Source organism: Streptococcus suis, from assembly GCF_902702775.1.
In the GTDB taxonomy this organism is placed as follows: Bacteria; Bacillota; Bacilli; order Lactobacillales; family Streptococcaceae; genus Streptococcus; species Streptococcus hashimotonensis.
In genome coordinates, this window is the sequence record NZ_LR738724.1 from 276,131 (window position 1) to 300,549 (window position 24,419).

At 44.4% G+C, this 24,419-nt stretch carries 26 protein-coding genes; 21 read left to right on the forward strand and 5 right to left on the reverse strand.

Translation table 11 applies throughout. The annotated features are described in order from the left end of the window. The first annotated feature begins 23 nt into the window (after positions 1–23). The 12 genes from GPW69_RS01475 to GPW69_RS01530 all read left to right on the forward strand — a co-directional run bounded on the left by GPW69_RS01475 (position 24) and on the right by GPW69_RS01530 (position 13,063). Positions 24–719, forward strand: coding sequence for a histidine phosphatase family protein (locus tag GPW69_RS01475; protein ID WP_074391408.1), 696 nt, complete (start codon positions 24–26; stop codon positions 717–719). A 106-nt stretch (positions 720–825) separates the two neighbouring features. Then, positions 826–1,149, forward strand: a complete 324-nt coding sequence (locus tag GPW69_RS01480; protein WP_053867349.1) for a PadR family transcriptional regulator — start codon at positions 826–828, stop codon at positions 1,147–1,149. After that, a complete protein-coding gene (locus GPW69_RS01485; RefSeq protein ID WP_074391409.1) occupies positions 1,139–1,654 on the forward strand; it encodes a DUF2812 domain-containing protein in 516 nt (171 codons plus the stop codon). The genes GPW69_RS01480 and GPW69_RS01485 overlap by 11 nt, the downstream gene beginning before the upstream one ends. Continuing rightward, the gene (locus GPW69_RS01490) at positions 1,651–1,806 is read left to right on the forward strand and encodes a hypothetical protein (RefSeq protein ID WP_156697649.1); all 156 of its coding nucleotides are present in this window, start codon (positions 1,651–1,653) and stop codon (positions 1,804–1,806) included. Before GPW69_RS01485 ends, GPW69_RS01490 begins: the two co-directional genes overlap by 4 nt. 220 nt (positions 1,807–2,026) lie before the next feature. Further along, positions 2,027–3,061 (forward strand): heat-inducible transcriptional repressor HrcA, encoded by a 1,035-nt coding sequence (gene hrcA / locus GPW69_RS01495; protein WP_074391410.1) that lies wholly within the window; start codon positions 2,027–2,029, stop codon positions 3,059–3,061. A gap of 12 nt (positions 3,062–3,073) precedes the next feature. Next, positions 3,074–3,586 (forward strand): nucleotide exchange factor GrpE, encoded by a 513-nt coding sequence (gene grpE / locus GPW69_RS01500; protein WP_074391411.1) that lies wholly within the window; start codon positions 3,074–3,076, stop codon positions 3,584–3,586. 88 nt (positions 3,587–3,674) lie between these two features. Next, on the forward strand, positions 3,675–5,498 hold the full coding sequence (gene dnaK, locus GPW69_RS01505; RefSeq protein ID WP_002943084.1) for a molecular chaperone DnaK: 1,824 nt from the start codon (positions 3,675–3,677) through the stop codon (positions 5,496–5,498). Positions 5,499–6,254: 756 nt separating this feature from the next. Then, entirely contained in the window at positions 6,255–7,391 is a 1,137-nt protein-coding gene (gene dnaJ, locus GPW69_RS01510; RefSeq protein ID WP_074391412.1) for a molecular chaperone DnaJ, read from the forward strand. A 147-nt stretch (positions 7,392–7,538) separates the two neighbouring features. Continuing rightward, positions 7,539–9,545: a hypothetical protein gene (locus GPW69_RS01515; RefSeq protein WP_074391413.1), complete on the forward strand. Its 2,007-nt coding sequence runs from the start codon at positions 7,539–7,541 to the stop codon at positions 9,543–9,545. 102 nt (positions 9,546–9,647) lie between these two features. Further along, positions 9,648–11,093: an amidase gene (locus GPW69_RS01520; RefSeq protein ID WP_074391414.1), complete on the forward strand. Its 1,446-nt coding sequence runs from the start codon at positions 9,648–9,650 to the stop codon at positions 11,091–11,093. Between the two features lie 123 nt (positions 11,094–11,216). Further along, on the forward strand, positions 11,217–12,092 hold the full coding sequence (locus GPW69_RS01525; protein WP_024414389.1) for a transporter substrate-binding domain-containing protein: 876 nt from the start codon (positions 11,217–11,219) through the stop codon (positions 12,090–12,092). 299 nt (positions 12,093–12,391) lie between these two features. After that, complete coding sequence (locus tag GPW69_RS01530; RefSeq protein ID WP_024414390.1) at positions 12,392–13,063, forward strand: amino acid ABC transporter permease; 672 nt, start codon at positions 12,392–12,394, stop codon at positions 13,061–13,063. 144 nt (positions 13,064–13,207) lie between these two features. On the opposite strand, the gene GPW69_RS01535 is transcribed toward GPW69_RS01530, so the two are convergent. From GPW69_RS01535 to GPW69_RS01550, 4 genes are all read right to left on the reverse strand, one after another. Continuing rightward, positions 13,208–13,420 carry a helix-turn-helix domain-containing protein gene (locus tag GPW69_RS01535; RefSeq protein WP_024414391.1) on the reverse strand — a complete coding sequence of 71 codons (213 nt, stop codon included), beginning with the start codon at positions 13,418–13,420 and terminating at the stop codon, positions 13,208–13,210. 1 nt (position 13,421) lies between these two features. After that, complete coding sequence (locus tag GPW69_RS01540) at positions 13,422–13,946, reverse strand: hypothetical protein (RefSeq protein WP_024414392.1); 525 nt, start codon at positions 13,944–13,946, stop codon at positions 13,422–13,424. A 128-nt stretch (positions 13,947–14,074) separates the two neighbouring features. Next, the gene (locus GPW69_RS01545) at positions 14,075–15,943 is read right to left on the reverse strand and encodes a heavy metal translocating P-type ATPase (protein ID WP_074391415.1); all 1,869 of its coding nucleotides are present in this window, start codon (positions 15,941–15,943) and stop codon (positions 14,075–14,077) included. Between the two features lie 163 nt (positions 15,944–16,106). Further along, a complete protein-coding gene (locus GPW69_RS01550; RefSeq protein ID WP_014636557.1) occupies positions 16,107–16,562 on the reverse strand; it encodes a Fur family transcriptional regulator in 456 nt (151 codons plus the stop codon). A 166-nt stretch (positions 16,563–16,728) separates the two neighbouring features. Between GPW69_RS01550 and truA the strand changes: the two genes are divergently transcribed. From truA to GPW69_RS01585, 7 genes are all read left to right on the forward strand, one after another. After that, complete coding sequence (gene truA, locus GPW69_RS01555) at positions 16,729–17,478, forward strand: tRNA pseudouridine(38-40) synthase TruA (protein ID WP_024414394.1); 750 nt, start codon at positions 16,729–16,731, stop codon at positions 17,476–17,478. After that, complete coding sequence (locus tag GPW69_RS01560; protein WP_024414395.1) at positions 17,468–18,229, forward strand: bifunctional hydroxymethylpyrimidine kinase/phosphomethylpyrimidine kinase; 762 nt, start codon at positions 17,468–17,470, stop codon at positions 18,227–18,229. The genes truA and GPW69_RS01560 overlap by 11 nt, the downstream gene beginning before the upstream one ends. After that, positions 18,219–18,704, forward strand: a complete 486-nt coding sequence (locus tag GPW69_RS01565; RefSeq protein WP_074391416.1) for an ECF transporter S component — start codon at positions 18,219–18,221, stop codon at positions 18,702–18,704. Before GPW69_RS01560 ends, GPW69_RS01565 begins: the two co-directional genes overlap by 11 nt. After that, positions 18,685–19,248: a TIGR01440 family protein gene (locus GPW69_RS01570; protein ID WP_024406459.1), complete on the forward strand. Its 564-nt coding sequence runs from the start codon at positions 18,685–18,687 to the stop codon at positions 19,246–19,248. Before GPW69_RS01565 ends, GPW69_RS01570 begins: the two co-directional genes overlap by 20 nt. 108 nt (positions 19,249–19,356) lie before the next feature. Next, positions 19,357–19,785 carry an Rrf2 family transcriptional regulator gene (locus GPW69_RS01575; RefSeq protein ID WP_024406460.1) on the forward strand — a complete coding sequence of 143 codons (429 nt, stop codon included), beginning with the start codon at positions 19,357–19,359 and terminating at the stop codon, positions 19,783–19,785. Between the two features lie 76 nt (positions 19,786–19,861). Then, a complete protein-coding gene (locus tag GPW69_RS01580) occupies positions 19,862–20,863 on the forward strand; it encodes an NADP-dependent oxidoreductase (RefSeq protein ID WP_024406461.1) in 1,002 nt (333 codons plus the stop codon). Positions 20,864–20,874: 11 nt separating this feature from the next. After that, positions 20,875–21,711, forward strand: a complete 837-nt coding sequence (locus tag GPW69_RS01585; RefSeq protein WP_024406462.1) for an alpha/beta fold hydrolase — start codon at positions 20,875–20,877, stop codon at positions 21,709–21,711. A gap of 6 nt (positions 21,712–21,717) precedes the next feature. Here the strand turns inward: GPW69_RS01585 and GPW69_RS01590 are convergent, their stop codons facing one another. Further along, positions 21,718–22,281, reverse strand: coding sequence for a TetR/AcrR family transcriptional regulator (locus GPW69_RS01590; protein WP_024406463.1), 564 nt, complete (start codon positions 22,279–22,281; stop codon positions 21,718–21,720). Positions 22,282–22,364: 83 nt separating this feature from the next. On the opposite strand from GPW69_RS01590, the gene GPW69_RS01595 reads away from it, so the two are divergent. Next, complete coding sequence (locus GPW69_RS01595; protein ID WP_024406464.1) at positions 22,365–23,384, forward strand: alpha/beta hydrolase; 1,020 nt, start codon at positions 22,365–22,367, stop codon at positions 23,382–23,384. A gap of 144 nt (positions 23,385–23,528) precedes the next feature. Further along, on the forward strand, positions 23,529–24,416 hold the full coding sequence (locus GPW69_RS01600) for an alpha/beta hydrolase (RefSeq protein WP_024414399.1): 888 nt from the start codon (positions 23,529–23,531) through the stop codon (positions 24,414–24,416). Positions 24,417–24,419: the final 3 nt, after the last annotated feature.

A 24,419-nucleotide genomic window follows, 5' to 3' on the forward strand; every position in this document is an offset into this window, starting at 1 on the left:
TAAGAAAAGACAAGGAGAACACTATGGCAGATGTAAGATTATATATTTCTCGACATGGGAAAACCATGTTTAATACCATCGGGCGCGTGCAGGGTTGGTGTGATACACCGCTGACCAAGGCTGGTGAGGAAGGAATTCGTGAATTGGGCTTGGGGCTCAAGGATGCGGGCCTTGATTTTAAACTAGCCGTATCCAGTGACTTGGGGCGGACCGTTCAGACCATGACCATTGCCCAGCGTGAGTTGGGAATTTTAGGAAAAATCCCATATTACCAAGACAAGCGTATCCGTGAATGGTGCTTTGGTAGTTTCGAGGGCATGTATGATGCCGAGCTTTTCCAAGGTGTCCTGCCTCGTTTGAAAGGGACAGTTGATGCGACAGGCATGTCCTTTGCGGAAATTGCAGCAGGTATCCAAGAAGCAGATACCGCTGGCTGGGCGGAATCATGGGAAGTTTTGAGCAATCGTATCTTGACAGGTTTTGAATCCATCGCTCAGGACTTGGAAAAGCAAGGTGGCGGCAATGCCCTTGTGGTCAGTCACGGTATGACCATTGCAACCCTGGCTCATTTGTTGGAGCCAGAGCGTGGAGCCAATGTCTTCCTCGATAACGGCTCAATCACCGTCCTCAAATACGAAAATGGCAAGCTTTTAATTGAAGCCGTTGGTGACCTATCCTACCGCAAACGCGGGGCAGAATTGATTGCCCAAGGGGAATAAGATATAAAATCAGGGATCTTCTCTGATTTTTTTGTTGACAAGTGTATCGAGGTGCGATATAATTTGCATATCGAAGTTCGATATATCGTAGTGCGAAGGAGCTATTATGAACGATAAGTTAAAACGGGTCTATGTTCCCATGACAGAGACAGCCTTCTATATTCTCTTTCATTTACAGGAAGAACGGCATGGCTATGATATTACCCAGAAGACAAAGGAAGTCACGGCAGGTCAGGTCGTGATTAGCCCCGGAACCATGTACGGTACCTTGTCAAAAATGGAGAAGGATGGCTTGATTGCCTTTGTTAGAGAAGAAGACAAGCGAAAGTTTTACCAAATAACAGCAACAGGTCGAGAAATTCTAGACATAGAATTGGCTCGAATCGAACGCCTTTATCGAAATAGCAAGGGGGAAAGTTATGGAGACTAAGACAGAAATTCATTTCTTCTTCTTGCCTGATTTTGAAAAGGAAGAACATTATTTGGCAGAGCAACATCGTCAGGGATGGAAATTTCAAAAAAATAAATTTGGCTTTTTCTATGTCTTTGAGAAATGTCTACCTGAAGAAGTTATCTATCAACTGGATTTTAAGCCCAAAGGTCAGGATAAGGAGGAATATCTCCAGATGTTTGCAGATTATGGCTGGGAATATGTCGGTGATTGCAATCATTTTTCATACTTTAGAAAGAATGAGAGTTTAGGAGAAGTTGAGCTTTATAGTGACCGTCAGAGTAAGTTCGAGATGATTGACAGAATTATTACCAGACAGTTTCTACTGGCCACTTCCTTGTTTGCTTTCTTTATCTTGTTATTTTATGTCTTGAAGTTGCCTGCTGTTATGATTGGTATGGCTATTGCTGACTTACCAGTTTTACTTTATTGTTCTATCGGCTTGATGTGTTTGCGTCAGAAGTATAAGGAGGTTGGAAAATGACAAAACAAAAACGTATAGCAACTCTCATCAATGCTCTTGCAATCTTTGCTGTGGTTTTTCTAAATCGAAACAGTTTTAACAGCTTGATTGCTATAACGCTGATAATGATTTTAAATTTTTGGAATTTAATTGATATGAAGGAAGAAAAGTAATTCGAAAATATTTGTGGAAAAGAACTTTTATTATTTGGACCTCCACCATTCTCGGTCCTCAGACTGATTTTTAGCACTCTAGGTAAAAGAGTGCTAATTTTTTGTCTTTTTCTCTTGACAATCCATTTTTTCGGCGTATAATGGGAGTATAAAGTTTGGCACTCATCGTTATAGAGTGCTAAAAATATAAAAATCAACACTGTTCATGAAAGGAGCGGAGATGATTACCCAACGTCAAAATGATATTTTGAATCTGATTGTTGAATTGTTTACGCGCCATCATGAGCCGGTTGGTTCTAAGGCCCTACGGGAGATGATTGCTTCTAGTTCGGCTACTATTCGCAATGATATGGCTAAGCTAGAGCAGTTGGGCTTGCTAGAAAAGGCCCACACGTCAAGTGGTCGGATGCCTAGTCGGGCTGGTTTTCAATACTTTGTCAACCACTCGCTCAACTTGGAGCACATCAATGAAGAAGATGTTTATCAGGTGGTCAAGGCCTTCGATTTTGAAGCCTTCAAGTTGGAAGACATCTTGGAGCGGGCCAGTACAGTCCTAGCGGATTTGACAGGCTACACTTCGGTCATCTTAGATGTGGAGCCGACCAGTCAGCAGCTGACTTCCTTTGACATCGTGCAGCTTAGTAGCCACGATGCTCTAGCAGTCTTGACCTTGGACCAGTCCAAACCTGTTACCGTCCAGTTTGCCATTCCCAAGAACTTTTTGACCAGGGACTTGGAAGTGCTCAAACGCTTGGTGGATGAACGCTTCGTTGACCAGACGGTATTGGCAATCCACTACAAGCTGCGGACGGAGATTCCCCAGGTGGTGCAACGTTACTTTACCACGACGGACAATGTCTTGGATCTGATGGACTACGTCTTTTCCAACCTCTTCCAAGAATCAGTCTTTATCAGTGGAAAGGTCGCTTCGCTGACCTATGGCAATCTCGCCACCTATCAGCTCTTGGATAGCCCACAGTTATTAGCCCCAGAGTTGCGGCAAGGCTTGGCGCCAAACCAGCAGACCAGCATTTCTGTGGCGGAACATAGGGATCCTGCCTTAGCGGATGTGACAGTTATTCATCATCGCTTTCCAATCCCCTATCGGGGTATGGCCCAGATGAGTTTGCTTGGTCCTGTTGACATGGACTACCGTAGGCAGATGAGCTTAATCAACATCATCAGCCGCGTCCTATTTATGAAATTAACCGATTACTACCGATATTTGAGCAGTAATCATTATGAGGTAAATTAGAAGGAGAATGCTTTGTCAGAAGAAATCAAAAACGAAGAAATCGTAGAAGAGGTTGAAGCAACAGAAGAAGTTGTCGAAGCTCCTGAAAAATCAGAATTGGATTTGGCAAACGAGCGTGCAGAGGAATTTGAAAACAAGTACCTCCGTGCCCACGCTGAAATGCAAAATATTCAACGCCGTGCTAACGAGGAACGCCAAACCATTCAGCGTTACCGTTCGCAAGACTTGGCTAAGAAAATCTTGCCGAGCTTGGATAACTTGGAACGTGCCCTTCAAGTCGAAGGTCTGACAGAAGATGTCAAAAAAGGCTTGGAGATGGTACAAGAAAGTTTGATTCAAGCCCTCAAAGAAGAAGGGGTAGAAGAAGTCGCAACAGATGTCTTTGACCCAAATCTTCATATGGCCATTCAAACAGTCCCAGCTACAGACGACTGCCCAGCAGAACACATCGCACAAGTCTTCCAAAAAGGCTACAAGTTGCATGAACGTCTGTTGAGGCCGGCTATGGTAGTCGTATCTGAATAGTCGCTCTGCTATTTTCCAAAAAAGAAAACTTGACCGAAATGTCGTAAAACTACTTGAAAAGAAAGTAAATTAAAAAGAGGTAAAACATATGTCTAAAATTATCGGTATTGACTTAGGTACAACAAACTCAGCAGTTGCAGTTCTTGAAGGAACTGAATCAAAAATCATCGCAAACCCAGAAGGAAACCGCACAACTCCATCTGTTGTGTCTTTCAAAAATGGTGAAATCATCGTTGGTGATGCGGCAAAACGCCAAGCAGTAACTAACCCAGATACAATCATTTCTATCAAATCAAAAATGGGAACTTCTGAAAAAGTTTCAGCAAACGGTAAAGAATACACACCACAAGAAATCTCAGCTATGATCCTTCAATACTTGAAAGGCTACGCTGAAGAATACCTTGGTGAAAAAGTAACCAAAGCCGTTATCACTGTTCCTGCTTACTTCAACGATGCCCAACGTCAAGCAACAAAAGATGCTGGTAAAATCGCAGGTCTGGAAGTAGAACGTATCGTCAACGAGCCAACTGCAGCAGCCCTTGCTTACGGTTTGGACAAGACTGACAAAGACGAGAAAATCTTGGTATTCGACCTTGGTGGTGGTACTTTCGACGTATCTATCCTTGAGCTCGGTGACGGTGTCTTTGACGTACTTGCAACAGCAGGTGACAACAAGCTCGGTGGTGACGACTTTGACCAAAAGATTATCGACCACATGGTAGCAGAATTCAAGAAAGAAAACGGCATCGACTTGTCAGCTGACAAAATGGCTCTTCAACGTTTGAAAGATGCGGCTGAAAAAGCTAAGAAAGACCTTTCAGGTGTAACATCCACTCAAATCAGCTTGCCGTTCATCACTGCAGGTGCAGCAGGTCCACTTCACTTGGAAATGACATTGACACGTGCCAAATTCGACGAATTGACTTACGACCTTGTAGAACGTACAAAAGTTCCTGTTCGTCAAGCCCTTTCAGATGCAGGCCTTAGCTTGTCAGAAATTGACGAAGTCATCCTTGTTGGTGGTTCAACTCGTATCCCAGCTGTTGTGGAAGCTGTAAAAGCTGAAACTGGTAAAGAGCCAAACAAATCTGTAAACCCTGACGAAGTTGTTGCTATGGGTGCTGCAATCCAAGGTGGTGTGATTACTGGTGATGTCAAAGACGTTGTCCTCCTCGACGTAACACCATTGTCACTTGGTATCGAAACAATGGGTGGTGTATTTACAAAACTCATCGACCGTAACACAACCATCCCAACTTCTAAATCACAAGTCTTCTCAACTGCGGCAGACAACCAGCCAGCTGTTGACATCCATGTGCTTCAAGGTGAGCGTCCAATGGCAGCGGACAACAAGACTCTTGGTCGCTTCCAATTGACAGATATCCCTGCGGCACCTCGTGGTATCCCACAAATCGAAGTAACATTTGACATCGACAAGAACGGTATCGTTTCTGTAAAAGCCAAAGACCTTGGTACGCAAAAAGAGCAAACAATCGTTATCCAGTCTAACTCAGGTTTGACAGATGAAGAAATCGACCGCATGATGAAAGATGCAGAAGCAAACGCGGAAGCAGACAAGAAACGTAAGGAAGAGGTGGACCTTCGTAACGATGTGGACCAAGCAATCTTTGCGACTGAGAAAACTCTTAAAGAAACGGAAGGCAAAGGCTTCGACGCAGAACGTGACCAAGCTCAAGCAGCTCTTGACGAGTTGAAAGCAGCTCAAGAGGCTAACAACTTGGACGACATGAAAGCGAAACTTGAAAACCTCAATGAAAAAGCTCAAGCTCTTGCAGTGAAACTCTACGAGCAAGCCGCAGCAGCACAACAAGCAGCCGCAGGCCAAGAAGGCGCCCAAACAGCTAACAACGCAGGCGATGATGTCGTAGACGGCGAGTTTACTGAAAAGTAACACACCAAAACTGATGGCTACTAAAAGTAGCTCATCAGTTAACGGTTACCGCTATTGCGGCTAACCTAGGTGTCTTACTAGCTCGAAAACAAAGTATTATCGACTTTGTTTTCTCACGTCGTAAATGGTTCAGGAGACCTTTTTATCCCGAGCTTCGAAATTCTTCACTAGGCTTTGTTAACTCTCCTCGATGAACTCTAGTTCAATCTTCGTCCAGTTGCCTAGCCTAGTCTTGAATTTCTTTGAGTATCTAGGGTTTGGAAAATCATTTTTTCCGAAGTTCTTAGCTCGAACTCAATTCTCATCTTCTCGAGAATAGAAATCATTCGTCAATAAAATTTCCAATCACAGAGGTTGCAACCCAGCCTCTGTTTTTGGGTAAATACCCTTCTAACTTTTACAGAATTGAATACGCCTACGACTCTATGAAAAAGTCAAAAAGTCTGGGGATAGACTTTTTGAGGAATACCTGTCGCTTATTATTTTTGTGCGATAGGGCTGAAAGTGTTCCACCGGACACTTTCACTCCTTATTTTTCTTTGAGTCGCTTAACGGCTTAATATCTTCATAGAAAGGAAAGTGTTCGTAATCGAACACGGGCTACTTTCAACATTTCAAAGAAAGGAATACAAGTTCGGTAATTCGAACACGGGCTACGGACTGTACCAAAAAGATAGTTTTTCCTAGGACGGTGGCGTCCTGCGTCAAAACTCCTATTTTGGCTGTGTCCGCTTAACGCCTTTTGTATCATAAACTATGAACAATACAGAATATTACGATCGTCTGGGCGTTTCTAAGAGCGCTTCTCAGGACGAGATTAAGAAGGCTTATCGGAAGCTTTCAAAGAAATACCATCCAGATATTAACAAGGATCCGGGTGCGGAGGATAAATACAAGGAGGTCCAAGAGGCTTATGAAACCTTGAGCGATCCGCAAAAACGGTCTGCCTATGACCAGTATGGTCCTGCTGGAGCAAACGGTGGCTTCGGCGGAGGAGCAGGAGGCTTTGGTGGTTTCGACGGAGCAGGTTTCGGTGGCTTTGAAGACATTTTCTCTAGCTTCTTTGGTGGAGGTGGTGCGACGCGCAATCCTAATGCACCTCGTCAAGGGGATGACTTGCAGTATGCGGTCAACTTGAAGTTTGAAGAAGCGATTTTTGGTGTGGAACGTGAAGTTTCCTATAACCGTGAGGCAACTTGTCGAACCTGTACAGGTTCAGGTGCCAAACCTGGAACAAGTCCAGTAACCTGTGGGCGTTGTCATGGTTCTGGAGTGATCAATGTGGACACCCAAACTCCACTTGGAACCATGCGCCGTCAAATGACCTGTGATGTCTGTCATGGTCGCGGAAAACAAATCAAAGACCCATGTACAACCTGTCATGGAACTGGTCATGAAAAACAAGCCCATACTGTGACGGTTAAGGTGCCAGCTGGTGTGGAAACTGGTCAACGTATTCGCTTGGCAGGTCAAGGTGAAGCTGGTTTCAATGGAGGTCCTTACGGAGATCTCTACGTTGTCATTCAGGTCCAACCTTCAGACAAGTTTGAACGTGAAGGGACCACTATTCACTATAAACTGAACCTCAACTTTGTCCAAGCAGCACTTGGAGATACAGTTCATGTGCCAACGGTTCACGGTGATGTGGATATGGTCATTCCTGAAGGTACCCAGACTGGTAAGACCTTCCGACTCAAAGGAAAAGGTGCCCCAAGTGTTCGTGGTGGAGCTATTGGTGATCAATATGTCACAGTAAATATCGTCACTCCGACAGGTTTGAATGACCGCCAAAAAGCAGCTCTTAAAGAATTCGCGGCAGCAGGAAATATTGATGTCAAGCCCCATAAAAAAGGATTTTTTGACAAGGTAAAAGATGCCTTTGAGGAATTGTAATTTGTTTTGAACAAACATTCAAAATCAGTAAGCCCAGCTTGCTGATTTTTTAGGCTCTATAATAGAAGTGCTAGTAGTGGGGTTGAAATTTACAGGGAAATATGTCAGAATAGCTATAATAAGGAGTTTATATGAAAAGGAGATATTATGGCTGGTTCAAAAATATTAAAGGCAATCGAGCTATTTAGGGAAGAACAAGGGATTAAGCTAGCTACAAAGAATTTTCTAGAGCAAGTTTATAAGGGGACAAATGTTACCATGGATCAGATATCTGGCTTGGTTGATGATGAAGACTTGGAGAACTTTGTTGAGCTAAAAATAGTGAATGAGGCTAGCTCCAGTTATGAGCAGATGAAGCAGAATTTATCAGAAGTATTTCAATTGTCGGAACTGGATGTTGAACATTATTTCCAATCGTATATGAAAGCTTATTATCTGAAGATAGCTAAGTTTTTTAACGAGTTAATTTTGGTGATTTTGAGTTTGATCATTCCAACGGTTGTTCAACTGTATTTTATTGATAAGTTTTCTGTACTTAGTGCAGTCTGGTTAACGATTCCTATTACTATTTTTAGCTTGATTCGTGAAAGTAATATCATGGATTTTTTAGCTTTGAAAAACAATCATAAAGGGATTGTAATCAAAGATTATTTCCGACACATTTTTAAAGGGAATTCCAAAAATAAAGCGTTAAACATTCTTCTAACACCTTTTTACTTGATACGATGGTTGCTGACAATTCTGCACTCTTTTATCTTTCAATACAAATTCCAACTCTTGTTTTATAGTGCTTTGCTCATCTTGCTGACCATAGGCTATAGACAGGTTTCTGGTATATTTACCCAACAAAAAGAAGTTCCTTCTCAAGCTGTACAATCTTCATCTACGATTGAAGAGGTTGAGTCCAAGAAAGAAGCTAAAAGTTTAGTTGTTGCTCCCGTTGCTGCGGGAGAAACGATTGAGATTGAGACAGCACAGGAAGTTTCTTTCCCAGCAGAAGGTCGGGATACAGTAACTGAGTCTGAAAATCTAAAAGAATATTCTTATACAGCACCTATTACAGGAAATTACTATCTTGAATTGGTTGGTTTAAAAGAAGGAAGTTACGTCAGTGTAGAAGTGCTGGATGAAGCGAATCAACAACTAGAAAGTTTTAGTTCAGGAGGCACAGTTGTAGAGTTGGATGCTGGAAAAGTGTACACCATCAAAACCAAACGTCAGTATTCAGATGTGACTTACAGTTTAAAATTAACTCTGGCTAAGGAAACAAGGGATATTTCTAAGGCAACCCTTGTAAAAGACTCGGTGACCTTTGCTGGTCAAACGAATGTCTATTCTTATATTGCTCCAAGAGAGGGTCTGTACCATCTGGGTCTAACAGAAGTTTTAGCTGATGCTGGTTTTTCTATCTATGTGTTGGATTCATATGGAAAAAAATTAGAGGCAAGTGGAAATTCCTATTCGGCATTTTATTTAAAGGAATCAGAGAACTATACAATTGGGGTTCGGCACCAAACCTATTCCTCCTTAAGTAGCTACACATTAAATATTGGGGTGCAGAAACCCTTGGAGAATATTACAAATTACACGCTGGTGAAGGATAGTATAGAATTTACAGATCAGGTCAATCACTATACTTTTACAGCACCGCGTAGCGGAGTATATGGCTTTGAATTGACTGATAAAATGGCGGATGCAGTCATGTCAGTAGTGATTAAAAATAGACTGAAGGAAAAAATAGGAGAAATCTCTTCTTATGAGTCAGCGATGGCAGTTACCTTAGAAAAAGATGAGGAATACTCAATCTTTGTTTACCAGGAGAAGGAAGTCAGTGATTATAGCCTTAAAATTGGCTATGCTAGTGATATGCGTAAGATTTCGCTAGACACTCTTTTATCAGCTGAAATGACCTTTACTAATGAGGTACATACCTATCAATTTATCCCAGATGCTACTGGTAGCTACTCTGTATCGGTGACAAATGACGTAGCTAGCCTACTTATTTTGGATGAATACCATAATCAGATTAGTGGTGACTATCAGGGCACGTTTGAGTTGGAAAAAGGAAAAAAATACACTATTCAACTGACGCAAGATGGGGATTTTGGAGAGTATGATATTGAGATTGTTGAAAAAGTGAATACGGATAACTAGGTTATAGTGAGGGTTGAAGGTATGAAAATCAGCAGGAAAAATGAACTTCTTGCTGATTTTTTACTTTCATGATAAGCTAATAAAAAATACAAGGAGATGCCTATGTGGAAAGATGCGACAGCCATGGCTCAGGCTGTCAATCAAAAACAAGTTTCTGCCAAGGAATTGGTGCAAGAAACCATTGACAGGATTGAAAAGCTCAATCCCGCCCTCAATGCGGTTGTCAGCAAGCAATATGATGAAGCCCTGAAAGAAGCGGAGAAAGAAGACTACCTGGGCAAGCCATTTGCAGGAGTTCCTTTCTTGCTGAAGGATTTGGGGCAAAATGAAAAGGGGCAGCCATCTTCTGCAGGCTCTCGCCTGCTTGCTGGTCGGCCAGCAGGCCATACCGATACCTATGTTCAACGATTGAAGGACTTGGGCTTCATCATTGTCGGTCGGACCAACACGCCAGAATTCGGCTTCAAAAATATCTCAGATGCCAGCCTGCATGGTCCTGTCAATCTTCCCTTGGACCCCAGTCGCAATGCTGGTGGATCAAGTGGTGGTGCAGCCGCAGCACTGGCTTCAGGCATGGTTTCTATTGCTGCTGCATCGGATGGTGGTGGCTCAATTCGCATCCCAGCCTCCTTCAATGGCTTGATCGGACTCAAAACCAGTCGTGGTCGGATTCCAGTTGGTCCCAAGTCTTATCGTGGCTGGCAGGGGGCATCTGTCAATTTTGCCCTGACCAAGTCTGTCCGCGATACCCAGCGCCTACTTTACCATTTCCAGGACTATCAGCTGGAAGCCCCCTTTCCCCTTGCCAAGCTGAGCGAGGCGGAGGTGTTTGGAAAATTGTCTCGTCCCCTTAAAATAGCCTACTATAGCAAGTCTCCAGTAGGGAGCAAGGTCAGTCCTGAAGCGGTAGAAGCGGTTCAAAAAGCCTGTCATCACTTGGCTGACTTAGGGCATGAGCTGGTGGAGTTGTCAGAATATCCTCTGGATGGAGTGGCCCTGATGAAATCCTTCTACCTGATGAACAGCGTGGACACAGCCCAGATGTTTGACGATATCGAGGCAGCTTTTGGGCGCCAGATGACCTTGGATGACATGGAAGTCATGTCCTGGGCTATTTACCAAAGCGGGCAAACCATTCCAGCCAAATTGCACTCCAAGGCCCTCTTGGACTGGGACCAGTTTGGAGCCAGCATGGCGCGTTTCCATGAGGAATACGACTTGCTTCTGACACCGACGGTGGCTGATGTAGCGCCCAAGCATGGGCAATTTGGCCTGCCAGCAGATTTGCTGGACCGCCTCAAGCACACTCAGAATTATTCCATGGAAGAGCAGCAGGCCCTGATCTGGCAAATGTTCGAGGACAGCCTAGCCCTAACTCCCTTTACGCAGCAGGCCAATATTTGTGGTCAGCCAGCCATTTCTCTGCCAACTTATGTGCGGGCTGACGGCTTGCCAATCGGCATCCAATTGACAGCAGCCAAGGGACGAGAGGATTTACTCTTGCAGTTGGCAGACCAAATGGAGGCAGCAGGTTTACTCAACTTGTAAGGGAATTCATTTTTTCAGTTCAATTATTTGCCAAAACGTTTTCAAAATGTTAACCTGTAAAAGTTGGTGGGTTAACACCGAAAAAGTAAAAGGGAAGCTATGGCTTCCAAAGGAGATTGTTTTATGTTGAAAAAAGTTTTGGCCTCAGCTCTCTTGGTTTCTACTTTGACCTTGGCAGCATGTTCTAGCTCAAGTTCTAATACTAGCAGTTCTTCTGCTGAACAGACTCAATGGGAAAAAGTACAAGAAGCAGGTGTCTTGAAAGTTGCAACACCAGGTACCCTTTTCCCAACTTCTTACTACAACGATGCTAAAGAATTGGTCGGTTATGAAATTGACATGATCAATGAAATTGGTAAACGTTTGAAATTGGAAATCGAATACCAAGAAATCGGTGTGGCAGAAGCCTTTACAGCTGTTGACAGTGGCAAGGTTGATATTTCTGTTAACAACTTTGACATGACGGAAGCGCGTAAGGAAAAGTACAACTTCTCTATCCCTTACAAGTATTCAGTTGGTGGCTACATTGTCCGTGAAGATGGTTCATCAGGAATCGAAGCAGCTGACTTGAGCGACTGGACTGGTAAAAAAGCTGGTGGTGGTGCAGGTACTCAGTACATGAAAATTGCTGAAAAGCAAGGTGCAGAGCCAGTTATCTATGACAACGTAACCAACGATGTTTATTTGCGTGATGTATCAACAGGTCGTACAGACTTCATTCCAAACGACTACTACACACAAGTCATGGCCATCAAATGGGCAAATGCCAACTTCCCAGACATCAAAGTGAAGATGGGTGATGCAAAATACAATCCAACTGAACAAGGGATTGTCATGAGCAAGGCTGACACAAGCTTGAAAGAAAAAATTGACGAAGCTCTTGAAGCAATGAAAGCTGACGGAACTTTGAAGGCAATTTCTGAGAAATACTATGCAGGACAAGATTTGACAATCCCTGTTGAAAATGCTGATAAATTGCCAGTTATCGAAGTTGAATAAGAATTAGTATCAAATTATAGTCTTTTAGTTTACTTTTAGTACTCGCTCCAAAGGTTCGGGGAACCTTTGAAGGCTGGGGATAGGGCGAAGCAATTTCGCCTCAATAGCCGCAGGCATATCTCAATGCTTTCTTGTTTCTTGGCATTGACTTGAAACAGTCCCCCAGACTGTTTCAATCAGGCAAGGTGAGTTAACGAAGTAATAAAAGAAAAACTAAATGACGATAAATGCATCTTGTATAGACTTTGTCAGTCCCAGACTGGCAAGGTCTATCTGGTTTTTAGGAAAGAGGAGAAGATATGGATATTAACTGGCAGGCAGTTTTTAATGCAGCTATTGCAAGAGAGGCTATTCCACAGATTTTGGAGGGACTTCCCTACACTCTATCCCTATCCCTAATTGGTTTTGCCTTGGGGACTTTCTGTGGATTTTTTGTAGCCCTCATGCGGATGTCTAAGTTTGGACCCTTGCGTTGGTTGGCTATGGCCCATATTTCTCTCATGCGTGGCATTCCCCTCATGGTTCTTCTTTTCTTCATCTATTTTGGTCTGCCCTTTATGGGCTTGCAGTTAGATGCCATAACAGCCTCTATCATCGCCTTTACCTCCATGTCCAGTGCCTACATTTCTGAAATTATTCGTGCATCTCTTTCAGCCATTGATAAGGGGCAATGGGAAGCGGCGCGTTCCCTGGGTTTGCGGACCAATGTGATTTACCGAAAAATCATCATTCCCCAAGCCTTTCGCATTGCCCTTCCACCCCTTAGCAACGTCCTCTTAGACATGGTCAAAAGTACCTCTCTGACAGCCATGATTACTGTACCAGAGATTTTCAATAAGGCAAAAATAGTCGGCGGAGCCAAGTCGGACTACATGACCGTTTACATCTGTGTAGCCCTTATTTATTGGGCTATCTGTACCCTTTATGCATTTGGTCAATTACAACTAGAAAAACGCTTGGCGACTTATTAAAAACAGGATGGGTAAGACTAAAACTTTAGCCTTTCGATTAAAATTTGAACAATCAAAAATAGCTTAGAATTAACGTCTCGAATGGCGCGGTTCTAAGCTATTTTTTTATATTAAAGCCTTTTTGCTTCATCTCTTTTTATGTATCTACCCCTCACTCACATATTCCAAAATATCTCCTGGTTGGCAGTCTAGGATTCGGCAGATGCTCATCAGGGTGTTGAAACGAATGCCTTTTGCCTTGCCTGTCTTGAGAATGGATAGGTTGGCTTCGGTGATGCCGACTTGCTCCGCCAAGTCCTTGGAAGTCATTTGTCGGTCTTTGAGGACCTTGTCTAAGTTTACGCGAATCATTTCCATATCAGATAAACTCGCTGTTCTCGGTTTCAAGTTGTTGCCCCTTTTGTACTAAGGTCCAGACAAAATAAGTCAGGAAGATAAAGAGAGCATTGAGGGTAAAATCTGACCAACGCAGATTGAGGAAGTTGTTTGGGCCAGCAGCATTTGTCAGGGCAATCAAGCTGGTTAGTCCGAATTGACCAGCTGTCAAGACCAGCAAACTGATGAAGAGTTTCTGATACAGTTTCAGACTCGCTGAAGCGAAATAATCTTCTTCCAAAAGCAATTTACATAACTTTTGAATCAAGTAGGCAATATGACTGAGTGCCGCCAAGACGAGTAAGATTAATCCACTTGATAAAAGGATGAGCCAGATACCAATCTGGTCAATGGGTTTGTTAAAGGTATACTCCCAAGAGCCTAGCACAAAGGAGTCGCCTCCAAGACCAGCCAATGTGAAAAAGATATAGCAAGCAATCAAAAAATAGAAGAAAAAGCGAACACATGCAGCAACCAATCCTGCTGTTTTGAGTAGATTGTTTTTCATAGTAAACCTCCGATTATTATTGTTTTATGATAATATTATCTTCGTGATTATTATAAAACAATAATTGTTAAAATGCAAGCGTTTTTTTAGAATAACAAGAAAACCGCCAAGCAACTGGCGGTTTGAAGCTATTTAAAATACAGTAATCTCAACCCATTCAAAATCACCAAAATCGTTGATCCTTCGTGGCCGACCACACCGAGCGGTAGGTTGATAGACTGGAAGAGGTTAGAAATGATAAGAAGGGCAATAACAGAAAGGGCAAAGATGATGTTCTGCTTGATGATGCCCCGCATTTTCTTAGAGAGGTGAATGGAGTAAGGAATCCGTGTCAGGTCTTCCATGAGCACGATGTCGGCTGACTCCATAGCGATGTCCGTTCCGCTTCCCATAGCGTAGCTGACATTGGCTTGAGCAAGGGCAGGAGCATCGTTGATACCGTCGCCTACCATACCGACAGACGAAAACTCGGTTTGCAGTTCTTGGATAACAGCAGCCTTGTCCGTCGGCAGACAGTTGGCAATCACACGGTCAATACCGACCTGACTCGCCACATAACGAGCCGTCTTTTCTTGGTCGCCCGTCAGGAGAATTGGCGTCACGCCCATCTCTTTCAACTGGGCAATCAGCTGTTTGCTCTCTGGCTTCAAACTATCTTCCACCATGAAAATCGCCGTCAGCAGATCATTTTGACTGACATAGACCAGGGTTTTCCCAGTGCTTTCTGCCTCATCGATCTGTGCCAGCAAGTCAGCAGACAAGGGACTCACCAAACTATCCACCACAAAGCCCGCCTTACCGATTTTCCAGCTGTCGCCCTCATAGCCCGCCACCAAGCCTTTTCCGGTCACGTCTTCTAGGCTTTGGAGGGCAATAGCGGAGCTGTCAGCCGTATAGGTCATGAGAGCTTGAGCGATCGGGTGACTCGATTGTTTTTCAACTGCCTGAACAACCTGCTTGATAAGTTTTTCATCGCCAAGGTAGGTTGCTCCCACAACTTCAGGTTTGCCAATGGTTAAGGTACCAGTCTTGTCAAAGACGATGGCCTCTAGATTGGCGATCTTATCCGCAATGTCGCCTCCTTTGATAATCATGCCCTTGCGAGCCGCACGGCTGATGGCAGAAAGTGTCGCCGGTGAAGAAGATGCCACAAGAGCACATGGAGAAGCAATGGTCAAGAGAATCATGCCACGGTAGAAGGCAGTCAACCAGTCCCAACCCAGAGCAAAATGAGCAAAGAGGATAAAGAGCGGTACCACCACCAAGACAACTTTCACATAGGTATCTTCCATATTTTCAATGAAAGTCGCCGTTTTTGATTTGGATTCTTGGGCATTTTCGACCATTTGAACGATTTTATCGAAGAGGGCATCGCCTTTTTCAGCTGTAACTTGAACGGTCACCGTTGGACCTTGGTTGATAGTGCCGCCGATAACAGCAGCACCAGCTACTTTTTCCGCAGGGAGTGGCTCGCCTGTAATCATGGATTCGTCAAAGATGGATTGTGGGCTGATGAGGGTTGCATCCAGTGGGACCGTGTCGCCCTTGCGAACTTGTAGGAGGTCACCGATGCGGATGGCTGCGGTGTCTAAGACAGTGATGTCACCATTTTCCTCGATTTTGCGAGCCGTTGGAGGGGTCATGTTCATCAGAGCTGCGATGGCATTTTTGCTTTTTTCCATGGCTAATTCTTCCAGAGTAGAAGAAAGGGAGAAGATAAAGATGAGTAGAGCCCCCTCCATCCAGTAGCCGATTAGACCAGAGCCGATAGCAGCCAAAATCATAAGGAGGTCAACAGACAGGTGCTTATCGAAAATGAGCTCAGAAATGCCTTCCTTGGCAGACTGGTAGCCACCGATGACAAAGGCTGAAATGAAGAAGATAGGAGTCCATCCCTGTCCAGTCTGAAGCAGAAGGATACCCATTAGAATGAGCACCAAGCAGAGAGCGGTTGTGATGATGTGGCGGTGTTGTTTGAGGTTGGATACGAGTGTCATAGTTTTCTGTTTCCTTATTTATAATTATTATCATTTAACTAAGTTAATTATAACGATTATAAAAAAGAAAGTCAAGTTATTTATAACAATTCTAAATAAGAATATTCTGATAATTCAAAGGGAAATAAAAAAAGCGACAAAAAGCCGCTTTGATATTCATCTTTTAGCCTTGGCAATCAGGACAAATGCCGTAGATGGATAGCACCTCTTTTGTAATTTTGTAACCAGTTTGGGTATGAGCTTCCTTCTTCAAGCTCGGGATTTCTACATCCATGAAATCAGTGATTTTTCCACAGACTTCACAAATAACATTGAGGTGCTCATGCCCCATAAAGTCATAATAAGTTGTATTATCATTGGTCCGTTTCAATTCAGTCACGAACCCTTCTTCCAATAGAAGTTTGAGGTTGTTGTAAACAGTCGCCAGGCTCATGTTGGGGTAGTTAGGGAGTAAATCTTGATAAATCATTTCAGCACTAGGGTGGTCATCGCTTTCGATAATGTAGGCAACGACTGCTTTTCTAGTTTCGGTAATGCGTACACCCTTTTCTTTTAGATGTTGGATGACGTGTTCAAAAGCAGTTTGGTTTTCTGCATTGAGGTGAGAATGGAGTTCCATAGTTTCCTCCTTTCGTTACTATTTTATAAAAATTCTAAGATACAATATTCAGTTTCATTATAGTGTATTTGGGAGGTTGTGTCAATTTTGAGACAGGAAATCTGTCATAGGACAGTTTGATGTCTCATGACTTGTTTACATACTTTTCCTGTGCTACAATCAAAACATGACAAGATATAAGGCAATTATTTCCTACGACGGACATGATTTTTCTGGTTTTCAGCGCCAGCCCCATGCTCGTACAGTTCAGGAAGAAATCGAAAAAACGTTAGTAAGATTGAATAGTGGCCAGCCAGTAACTGTTCATGGTGCAGGTCGGACAGATGCAGGTGTACACGCTTATGGTCAGGTGATACACTTTGACTTGGCTGGCAGTCGAGATACTGAGAAGCTCCGCTTTGCCCTAGATACCCAAACCCCTGAGGACATTGATGTGGTCCAGGTGGAGCAGGTGGCGGATGATTTTCATTGCCGCTATGCCAAGCACAGCAAGACCTATGAGTTTTTGGTGGACATTGGCCGGCCCAAGAATCCTATGATGCGCCACTATGCGACTTTCTATCCCTATGATTTGGATTTGGGCTTGATAGAAGAAGCTATTCAGGACCTAGTGGGGACTCATGATTTCACAGGCTTTACAGCATCGGGGACTTCAGTCGAGGACAAGGTGCGGACCATCACGGCGGCGACCATGGAGTACGACCAGCGGCGCCAGTTCTTGATTTTTACCTTTTCAGGCAATGGCTTTTTGTACAAGCAGGTGCGAAATATGGTGGGGACCCTGCTGAAAATTGGCAATGGTCGGATGCCTGTGGGGCAGATTAAGCGGATTTTGGCGGAAAAGGATCGTGGTTTGGCAGGTCCAACTGCGGTAGGCAACGGCCTCTATCTAAAGGAGATTATCTATGAAGACTAAGTATATTTTGGCGCTTTCGGGCAATGATATTTTCAGCGGTGGCGGTCTCCATGCAGACCTGACCACTTACACAGTCCATGGCCTGCATGGTTTTGTGGCGGTTACCTGCTTGACAGCTATGACGGAAAAAGGGTTCGAGGTCATTCCGACAGACGGTGCGGTGTTTGCCCAGCAGTTGGCTAGTTTGAAGGATGTGCCCTTTTCAGCTATTAAGATCGGCTTGCTTCCGACGGTGGAAATAGCAGAGCAGGCCTTGGAATTTATCAAGGCCCATCAGGATATTCCAGTGGTTTTGGATCCGGTCTTGGTCTGCAAGGAAACGCATGATACCGAGGTCAGCCAGCTGAGGGATGAACTCTTGAAATTCCTTCCCTATGTCAGCATCATCACGCCAAATCTGGCAGAAGCTCAGCTATTGCTCCAAAAAGACATCCAAACGGTGGAAGAGATGGAGCAGGCGGCGGTGGCACTTTATGACTTGGGTGCCAAGTCGGTGGTTATCAAGGGGGGGAACCGCTTGGGAGGTTCACAGGCTGTCGATGTTTACTATGACGGACAGGAAGTGGTGGTGCTTAAGTCGCCCCTGCTTTCAGAAAACAATGTGGGGGCGGGCTGTACCTTTGCGTCCAGCATTGCCAGTCAGCTTTTGCTGGGTCAGGACTCTTTGGAGGCAGTCAAATTATCCAAGGACTTTGTCCATGCAGCCATCTTAAAATCAGATCAATATGGGGTGATTCAGTATGAGAAATAAAAAGACGCAAGAACTTGTATTGCTGGCCATTCTAACGGCTTTGACCTTGACTCTGGCTTTTGTCCACGTACCGACACCAACGGGCTTTGTCACGTTGTTAGATGTTGGTGTTTTCTTTACAGCCTTTTACCTGGGCAAGAAAGAAGGATCCATTGTCGGCGGACTGTCAGGGCTTCTGATTGACTTCTTGCTGGGCTATCCCCAGTGGGCTTTCTTTAGTTTGCTTTTCCACGGTGCTCAGGGCTATTTTGCAGGCTGGAAAGGGAAAAGTCGTTATCTTGGGCTTGCTCTAGCGAGTATTAGCATGGTTGGAGGATATTATCTAGCTTCTCGACTTTATTTTAATGACCTGAAAGCCATTGAAAGTGTTCTAAGCAATATCTTGCAAAACACAGTTGGTTTGGTAGTTGGTTACATCTTGGCTCAGGCAATAGAAAGAATTGGTGCAGTAAATCATGTCATTAAAGGAAATTAAAGACCAAACTAAGCAAGTTGTCGAAGAGATTTTAGAACTCAGCAATCTTCAAAAGGGTCAGATTTTTGTACTAGGTTTGTCTTCTAGTGAGGTCATTGGTGGGCATATTGGCAAAAATTCCAGTCTGGAAGTTGGAGAAGCCGTTGTCGAAACCATTCTGGATATTTTGACTCCAAAAGGCATTTACCTAGCTGTCCAAGGCTGTGAGCACCTCAATCGTGCCTTGGTAGTGGAGCGGGAATTGGCTATCCAGAAAGATTTGGAAATGGTCAATGTCCTGCCCACCCTTCATGCAGGTGGCTCTGGACAGTTGGCAGCCTTCAAGTATATGAAGGATCCAGTCGAAGTGGAATTTATCACTGCTCAGGCGGGTGTGGACATCGGCGATACAGCTATCGGTATGCATATCAAGCACGTCCAAGTGCCGATTAGACCGAGCTTGCGTGAGATCGGCCAGGCCCATGTCACTGCTCTTGCCAGCCGTCCCAAACTGATCGGCGGAGCCCGTGCGGCTTATCTGGAAGATCAGATACGGAAAAATTAATCACAGCCAAGCGGTTGTGATTTTTTTGAAAACAAAATCCTTGCCAAGTGGATTTCTTTTTGCTAAACTTGTTCTTGTGGTTGATACAAGTTCAAAAGGAGGATTTCCATGGATACCAAATTTTCAGTAGCTTTGCATATCTTGACCATGATTAGCGAGAGTAGTGACGTCATGACGTCGCAGGCCTTGGCAACCAGCGTCGGTACCAATGCCAGTTATATCCGCAAGGTCATCGCTCTCTTGAAGAATGCAGGCATCATCCAGTCCCAGCAGGGCAAGGCTGGCTATGAGTTGAGCAAGAGTCCGGCGGACATCAGCCTTCTGGACATCTACTATGCTACCCAGGAAGTCACGCATATCCAGCTCTTTCAACAGCACCAACATGCTAATCAAGCCTGCCCAGTTGGTCGGCACATTGCAGGAGCTGTCCAGCCAATCTTTGCGACCATTGAGCAGGATTTGCAGGATAGATTATCCCAAGAAAGCTTGGCCCAGGTCATTGCTAACTTGTATCAAGAGGCAAAAAAATCCAACTGACTTCCACAAGTCAGTTTCTATTTAGTACAACTTAGACTTGTATTAGATACAAGTCTACGAATAAAAGGAGTAAACCATGAAAGCAGCACAACATACATCTTATAACAAAAACAATATCGTACTTAACATAACTGACATTGCTAAACCTCAAATCAAACCCAATCAAGTCCTTGTCAAAGTGACAGCGGCAGGTGTCAATCCTCTAGATAACATGATTTCTCGTGGAGAGGTTAAAATGATTGTACCTTATAAATTGCCACAAACAGCGGGCAATGAGGTCGTTGGTTTGGTCGAGGAAGTCGGATCCAGCGTGACAAATTTTGCAGTTGGTGACCGTGTCTTTGGTCGTCTTCCTCTCGACAATATCGGTGCCTTTGCCGAGTATGTAGCGGTTGAGGCTACAGCCCTTGCCAAAGTTCCTGCCTATCTGACGGATGTGGAAGCGGCGGCTGTTCCCCTGACTGCCTTGACCATTATGCAGGCACTGGACCTCATGGGTGCAGAGGCTGGCAAGACCATTTTCATCTCAGGCGGGACAGGTGGTGTCGGCGGGATGGCCATTCCCATTGCCAAAGCCAAGGGCTTGACCGTCATTACCAACGGTGATGGTGCAAATGCAGAGCGGGTATTGGCGTTGGGTGCTGACCAGTTTATCGACTACAAGACAGAAGATTACACTAAAACAGTTAAAAATGTTGACTATGTCTTGGACACACTTGGCGGTGCAGAAACTGAGAAACAGATGTCAATCATGAAAAAAGGTGGTCAGCTGGTTTCCCTCCGTGCCATGCCAAACGGTGAATTTGCCAAACGCATGAACCTACCAAAATGGAAGCAAGTCCTGCTTGGCTTGGTTGGTCGCAAGTTTGATAAAATGGCTGAAAGCTATGGCGTACACTACCATTTCATCTTCGTAGAAAGCAATGGGCAACAGCTACAAGAAGTGGCAGATATTTTCAGCAAGTCAGAAATTAAACCGTCTATCGACGCTGTTTACCCATTTGAAGAAGTCAACGCAGCCTTGGACAAGGTCGCCAACGGTCGCTCACGTGGAAAAACTGTCCTTAGTTTTAAATAGTAGGAGTACTTATGTCTTATATCACAACTAAAAATCAATACATTACTGTCGCTGGCAATCAGATTGCCTATCGTGAACTAGGTAAGGGCAAGTCTAAACTGCCCTTGGTCATGTTGGTCCATTTGGCCGCAACCTTGGACAACTGGGATCCAAAATTGCTAGACTTACTAGCTGAAAAAGAGCATGTCATTGTTCTTGACCTGCCTGGCGTCGGAGCCAGTCAAGGCAAGGTAGCTTCTACGATTCCGGGAATGGCAGAGCAGGCTCATGCTATTATCAAGGCCTTGGGGCATACGAAAATTAACCTGCTCGGTCTTTCTATGGGTGGTTTTATCGCCCAAGAAATCGTTCGCCTTGATAGCCAAATGGTTAACCGTTTGATTCTAGCAGGAACAGGACCTCGTGGCGGTGTTGAAGTCGATAAGGTGACAGGAAAAACCTTCCGCTATATGCTGAAGGCAGGTCTCGAGCGTGTGGATCCCAAACGCTACATCTTCTACAATCATGATGAAGCAGGCCGACTGGAAGCTGAAAAAGTTCTGGGTCGTATGGGAGAAAGAAAAGCTGAGTATGCAGACAATGACATGAATGTCCCAGGATTTTTAACCCAGCTGAAGGCTATCAAACGTTGGGGGAGAGATCCTCAAGATGATATGACCTTTATCACGCAACCAACGCTGATCGTCAACGGTGACAAGGATATGCAAGTTCCGACTGAGAACTCTTATATCATGCATGAGAAAATCAAAAACAGCCAACTCATCATCTATCCAAATGCGGGTCACGGATCTATCTTCCAAAATGCAGAGGCCTTTTCAACAGCCTTGATAGACTTTTTGGAGGAATAGTACCAACTACTCTTGACGATACAAGGCCTGCAAAGTCCCCAAAATCACCCCAGCTTGCTCTTGAAAGAGTTGATTGAGTTGGGTGGGATTTTCTGGCATACCACGTGAGATCCACTCATTGATCCAGCCGAAAATGGCATAGGCGAAAAAGGATTTACCGTATGCGACATCATTAGGCAGGTCAGCTGTTAATTCAATCTTTTCCTTTATAGTATCCACGATGACCTGAGTTAGCTGGTAGCGGTAGAGGATGCTGTAAAATTCCTTGTACTCTTGAAAATGCTGGAAGAGGCTTTGAAAGACCCTATCAGGTGTTGACTGCGGGTTGGCTTCAAACTCTCGTCCCCACTCCTGCATGAGTCGGCGGGATTGCTGGGAGAGAACATCTTCTAGCGAAGAATAGTAACGATAAAAGGATGCTCGTCCGATTTGGGCTTTCAAGCAAACCTCCTTGACCGTCAGGTTGTGGAGGTCTTTTTCTTGTAAAAGTTGAATCAGGGTCTGGCTCAGCTGGTTTTCTACATAGTATTCTTTCATGAGACATTTTTCGCTTTCTGTCTTATTTTGCATGAGACACTTGTCTCACTCTTCTATTCATTGTATAATACTCCTAGTTTTTTCACAAGTCTGATGTAAAAAGAAAGGAATTGTGTATGAAAAAGATAAAAAAATACCTCTTGTGGTTACTTGGAATTGTAGCAGGTTTGGGCCTGGTTGCTTATGTGACAGTTACCAACCACCCACAGCTAGTAGTTGGAATGATTCAATCTCTCATTTATCAGGAGAGTTCACCCAACTCCTACAGTCCTCTTTATGAAGCTATTGACGGTCCGAAAGAAAATGGTCACTATCTGAAAAGTGAGATTGCCTATAGCAAGGAATATCCCAATAGCTTTTTAGATATTATCTATCCAGACTCAAATCTAGACGCTGATCGTCCAACGCTTTTTTATTTTCATGGTGGTGGCTTCTTTGCAGGTAGTAAAAATATGGGTGACCCGCTGGCAGCCAGTGAAGCGACTTATTTGATTGATGATATAGTGGCAAAAGGGTATAATGTAGTAAATGTGGACTACGCTTTGGTGCCAGATTACCACTTTCCAACGCCCCTCATTCAGATGAATCAGGCGATTGCCTATATAAAGGAACACGCTGCAGAATACCATTTGAACATGGACAATGTCGTTCTAATGGGCTCATCAGCAGGTGCAATTATGGTTGCCCAATATGGCAGTGTCTTAGCCAATTCAGACTATGCTCAGCTATTGGACTTCAAGCCAAGCATCGCAAAAGAACAGGTCAAGGCTTTGGTCATTGATGATGCCCCTTTGGATTATCCCAAGCTTTCTCTGGGTGCCAAGATGCTGGTGGGCAACTATGTGGCGGGGACCATTTATCTCAGTCAGGAAGAAATCAATGCTTACAACCCGATTTTCCATGTGACCAAGGATTATCCAGTAAGTTTCCTTTTGGGTAGTGAATATCGTACCGACCTAATCACGCTTCAACAGGCTTTGAAACGGGTGGATGTGGTTCATGAGTTGGTCGATCCCTTAGCAGAGAAGGGACTGGAAAAACCGCATGGCTTTGTGTCGAATTTGCGGACGGACCCTGTCTCTGCAGAAGCCTTTGACCGTATGATGATCTTTTTAGAAGAACGAACGAAAGAATGAAAAAAAGAAACTTACACGACCTGCCACCCAAGTGGCGTAATGTTATTATTGGCTTACGAATAGCAGCGGTAATCTTACCCTTGTTATTCTTACTCTATTTTTGGCTGACCCTGGGGTCCTTGATACAGGTAATGGTGGGATAAGATGAAGTTTAAAGAATTACCTAAAAAAAGGAAAATCCAATTGATCCTCTTGTCCCTCTGGACTACGTTCTGTCTGCTCTTGCTGGTCGGTTTTACCGTCTTTTTGCAGTCCTATCGTGCAAGCAATCAAGCCCACCGAGCAGTCTTGGTGAAGGAAGACAGTCAGCTGATAGGGGAACGGTTGGTGATTGACCGACCTGGAAAAGAGCCTGTCCGTGTCAACCTTTACCGTCCAAGTGAGGCTGGCCAAACTCCGCTTCCCTTGGTGGTCAATGTCCACGGTGGTGGTTTTGTCAGTGGAGATGCAGATGTACTAGACACGCAAAGTCAGCGGCTGGCGGATCAATGGCAGGCTGTCATTGTAACGGTTAATTATACCAAGGCGGATGTTCAACCCATTTCCTACGGAGCAGAGGAAATCAAAGATACGATCTTGTATTTCACCATGGAAAAGGCTGCTTACGGAGTGGATCCGACTCAGTTTTCCATAATTGGCTACTCAGCAGGTGCTAACCATGCCGCCCTTGCCAGCGAATTATTGGTCAAGGAACAGTTTGACTTGGCAGGCTTGATCATGGCTTATCCCTGGACGACGGGACTTTCTGTGGCCAATCAATGGGAAGATTTCCCGCCAACGCTTTTTGTCTTGGCAGGTCAGGACCCCATTTCCCAAAAGGCCAAGCCCTTTATGGAAGACATGATAGAAGCAGGTCGCACAGTGGATGTCATCGACTATCCAGAAGCAGTGCATAGTTTCATCGAGTCCAACAACCCCGAAGGTTTGACAGGGGCGACGACGGATATGTCTCAGGTGGTCAATGCAGAGCAGGAAAACTTGGCAAGACAGGCAGAAGCAGCAATCGGTGACTGGCTAGACAGTCAAAAGTGAAAG

Coding starts and splice junctions, on each gene's coding strand:
- GPW69_RS01600 (WP_024414399.1), top strand. CDS start 23,529: ATGAAGTTTAAAGAATTACCTAAAAAAAGGAAAATCCAATTGATCCTC.
- GPW69_RS01520 (WP_074391414.1), top strand. CDS start 9,648: ATGTGGAAAGATGCGACAGCCATGGCTCAGGCTGTCAATCAAAAACAA.
- GPW69_RS01580 (WP_024406461.1), top strand. CDS start 19,862: ATGAAAGCAGCACAACATACATCTTATAACAAAAACAATATCGTACTT.
- dnaK (WP_002943084.1), top strand. CDS start 3,675: ATGTCTAAAATTATCGGTATTGACTTAGGTACAACAAACTCAGCAGTT.
- GPW69_RS01525 (WP_024414389.1), top strand. CDS start 11,217: ATGTTGAAAAAAGTTTTGGCCTCAGCTCTCTTGGTTTCTACTTTGACC.
- GPW69_RS01535 (WP_024414391.1), bottom strand. CDS start 13,420: ATGGAAATGATTCGCGTAAACTTAGACAAGGTCCTCAAAGACCGACAA.
- GPW69_RS01560 (WP_024414395.1), top strand. CDS start 17,468: ATGAAGACTAAGTATATTTTGGCGCTTTCGGGCAATGATATTTTCAGC.
- GPW69_RS01480 (WP_053867349.1), top strand. CDS start 826: ATGAACGATAAGTTAAAACGGGTCTATGTTCCCATGACAGAGACAGCC.
- GPW69_RS01490 (WP_156697649.1), top strand. CDS start 1,651: ATGACAAAACAAAAACGTATAGCAACTCTCATCAATGCTCTTGCAATC.
- GPW69_RS01565 (WP_074391416.1), top strand. CDS start 18,219: ATGAGAAATAAAAAGACGCAAGAACTTGTATTGCTGGCCATTCTAACG.
- GPW69_RS01530 (WP_024414390.1), top strand. CDS start 12,392: ATGGATATTAACTGGCAGGCAGTTTTTAATGCAGCTATTGCAAGAGAG.
- GPW69_RS01485 (WP_074391409.1), top strand. CDS start 1,139: ATGGAGACTAAGACAGAAATTCATTTCTTCTTCTTGCCTGATTTTGAA.
- hrcA (WP_074391410.1), top strand. CDS start 2,027: ATGATTACCCAACGTCAAAATGATATTTTGAATCTGATTGTTGAATTG.
- GPW69_RS01590 (WP_024406463.1), bottom strand. CDS start 22,281: ATGCAAAATAAGACAGAAAGCGAAAAATGTCTCATGAAAGAATACTAT.
- GPW69_RS01545 (WP_074391415.1), bottom strand. CDS start 15,943: ATGACACTCGTATCCAACCTCAAACAACACCGCCACATCATCACAACC.
- GPW69_RS01550 (WP_014636557.1), bottom strand. CDS start 16,562: ATGGAACTCCATTCTCACCTCAATGCAGAAAACCAAACTGCTTTTGAA.
- GPW69_RS01540 (WP_024414392.1), bottom strand. CDS start 13,946: ATGAAAAACAATCTACTCAAAACAGCAGGATTGGTTGCTGCATGTGTT.
- GPW69_RS01475 (WP_074391408.1), top strand. CDS start 24: ATGGCAGATGTAAGATTATATATTTCTCGACATGGGAAAACCATGTTT.
- GPW69_RS01570 (WP_024406459.1), top strand. CDS start 18,685: ATGTCATTAAAGGAAATTAAAGACCAAACTAAGCAAGTTGTCGAAGAG.
- truA (WP_024414394.1), top strand. CDS start 16,729: ATGACAAGATATAAGGCAATTATTTCCTACGACGGACATGATTTTTCT.
- GPW69_RS01575 (WP_024406460.1), top strand. CDS start 19,357: ATGGATACCAAATTTTCAGTAGCTTTGCATATCTTGACCATGATTAGC.
- GPW69_RS01585 (WP_024406462.1), top strand. CDS start 20,875: ATGTCTTATATCACAACTAAAAATCAATACATTACTGTCGCTGGCAAT.
- dnaJ (WP_074391412.1), top strand. CDS start 6,255: ATGAACAATACAGAATATTACGATCGTCTGGGCGTTTCTAAGAGCGCT.
- GPW69_RS01515 (WP_074391413.1), top strand. CDS start 7,539: ATGGCTGGTTCAAAAATATTAAAGGCAATCGAGCTATTTAGGGAAGAA.
- GPW69_RS01595 (WP_024406464.1), top strand. CDS start 22,365: ATGAAAAAGATAAAAAAATACCTCTTGTGGTTACTTGGAATTGTAGCA.